Consider the following 2,002-nt stretch of genomic DNA (forward strand, 5'->3'; position numbering starts at 1 on the left):
CCTGCCAGGCGCCGGTGGCCGACGCGGCCGCCCTGCTCCAGACGCTGCGCCGGGGGTAGAGGGAGAACAGGGACGGCGCGGTGGCGATGTGTGGCGGCGCGGATGCACGCCCCGGGGCCGGTAAGGCGGTAAATTTAGACACAGTGCCGCACGGCACGGCGCGCATGCCGCCAGGTTTCACGCCACATGGACAAGAGGACACGTCAGGAGGAGCAGGTGGGCCTACCGTCCCTTGCCTATCGACTCTACGAGCGCCGGCTGGCCAGGTCGCTGCCGGGGGACAAGCTGCCGCACCACATCGGTGTGATGGTCGATGGGAACCGCCGGTGGGCGAAGCTGGCCGGAAGCACCACCGCCGCCGGCCACCAGGCCGGGGCGGAGAAGATCCTGGAGTTCCTGGAATGGTGTGAGGACCTGGGCATCAAGGTCGTGACCCTGTACATGCTCTCCACCGACAACCTGAACCGGGAACCGGCCGAACTGCGTGACCTGCTGGACATCATCGGCAACCTGCTCGACGAGCTGGGACACACCAACCGGGTGCAGGTGCAGCAGGTGGGGGCCCGGGACCTGCTGCCGGCGGACCTGGCCCAGAAGCTGACCGACCTGGAGGCTGCCACCGCCAACCGCAATGGCGTGCACGTGAACGTGGCCATCGGCTACGGGGGCCGTCGCGAAATCATCGACGCGGTCAAATCGCTGCTGAACGACGCGGCCAGCCGCGGCCAGTCCCTGAAGGACGTCGCGGACAACCTGGACGTGGACTCGCTGGGCGCCTACCTGTACACCAAGGGCCAGCCGGACCCGGACCTGGTGATCCGCACCAGCGGGGAACAGCGCCTGTCCGGGTTCCTGACCTGGCAGAGCGCCTACTCGGAGTTCTACTTCTGCGAGGCCCTGTGGCCGGACTTCCGGCGTGTCGACTTCCTGCGGGCTGCGGACTTCGCCGACCGGCAGCGCCGCTTCGGGGCCTGACTCGGCCCATCTCCTTTTTTCGACCGGCCCCCACCGCCGCGAAGACCGGTCCGGCGGGCCGGGGTGGTGGCAAACGCGGCTGACAGCGCCATCTGCGTGAGCTTCGAGCTCAGAACCTGATCGATACCCAAAAGAAACCTGGTGTTGGCTTTTTCGACTCCCGCCGGGGATAGGCTGGGCACACAGGCCCAGCCAGGACGGCCGGGCCGAACGAAAGGTTCGACACTGGATGGTTGCCCGCGCGTTTGACGGGGCCGTCGGCCGGCGGCCCAGCGGAATTCCGGTGCGGGCTTTTCCCACTGATGCGTGGGGAGAGCCCCCACGCTGAATTCGAGAACGGGTGGATCGTCATGGCCCAACAGACCGAACTAACCCCCAGGACCTATGTGCTGGACACCTCGGTGCTGCTCTCTGACCCGCATGCCATCTTCAACTTTGCCGAGCATCCGGTGGTGATCCCGCTGACCGTGGTCACCGAACTGGAGCACAAGCGCAAGGACCTGGAGCTGGGATACTTCGCCCGACAGGCGCTGCGGAACCTCGACGATCTGATTCAGGAGCACGGTGGACTGGGCACGGCGGTGCCGGTGGGGGAATCCGGCGGGAGCCTGCGCATCGAACTGAACAACATCGCCCAGGAAGTGCTGCCGGTGGGGATGCGCAGCACCGACAATGACAGCCGGATCCTGGCGGTGGCCAAGAACATCCTGGATGCCGGGCTTGAGGTCGCGCTGGTGACCAAGGACCTGCCGATGCGCATCAAGGCCTCGGCGATCGGCATCCACGCGGAGGTGTACCGCAGTGAACTGACCCGCTCCTCGGGCTGGAGCGGGATCCAGGAGCTGGAGCTGGACGCCCAGGCGATGGCCGAACTCTACGAATCCGAGCGGCTCGACGCCCCACCCGAGGTGGCCGACGCGCCGGTGAACACCGGGTTGGTGATCACCTCGGTGCGTGGTTCGGCGCTGGGACGCAAGGTGCACGACGGATCGATCCGCTTGGTGCGCGGGGACCGGGAGGCGTTCGG

At 67.2% G+C, this 2,002-nt stretch carries 2 protein-coding genes; both read left to right on the forward strand.

The window, feature by feature from the left end; genetic code table 11:
• Positions 1-216 precede the first annotated feature (216 nt).
• Positions 217-975 carry an isoprenyl transferase gene (locus JCM19049_RS12690; RefSeq protein ID WP_054821770.1) on the forward strand — a complete coding sequence of 253 codons (759 nt, stop codon included), beginning with the start codon at positions 217-219 and terminating at the stop codon, positions 973-975.
• A 350-nt stretch (positions 976-1,325) separates the two neighbouring features.
• Positions 1,326-2,002, forward strand: a 677-nt coding sequence (locus JCM19049_RS12695; protein ID WP_279403154.1) for a PIN domain-containing protein, incomplete at its 3' end; no start/stop codon positions are given.

This window comes from Arthrobacter sp. JCM 19049, assembly GCF_001310435.1.